1 pseudogene is annotated in these 331 nt (G+C 43.2%); it reads right to left on the bottom strand.

Going from position 1 to position 331, the window contains the following annotated elements:
* Window positions 1–51: 51 nt before the first annotated feature.
* Window positions 52–331: pseudogene (locus FTW16_RS01880) on the bottom strand (PAS domain-containing protein); the annotation flags it as partial.

The following is a 331-nucleotide window of genomic DNA, read 5'->3' as shown; positions in this document are numbered from 1 at the left end:
AGCTCTGTCGTACACATAGCTATCACTGCCATCTTTATGAGTCATTCGTTAAACAACTTCATATAAGTCACTGCTTCCTGACAGGTGATCTTCAAAAGCTTTCATGGCCTGCTGATAATCATCAGGGTGTAAGTTATTTTTCCAAGTTTCAAACGTCGCAGTCAGCTCATGCGGTTGGTAGCCGAGCATTTTTCCCCAATCCATATTAAAGATAGTGAGTTTTCCTGAAGGAACATGATGCTCCCATAGACACAACCCATTACTGTCGAGTGCGGCATTCAACTTTTCTTGCAGGCGAGCATTGCTTCGCTTGAGCTCAGCATTCTCTTTT

Origin of the sequence: Vibrio sp. T20 (assembly GCF_007858795.1) — a bacterium.
Taxonomy (GTDB): Bacteria; Pseudomonadota; Gammaproteobacteria; order Enterobacterales; family Vibrionaceae; genus Vibrio; species Vibrio satsumensis.
This window is presented reverse-complemented; position numbering and strand designations above follow the sequence as displayed.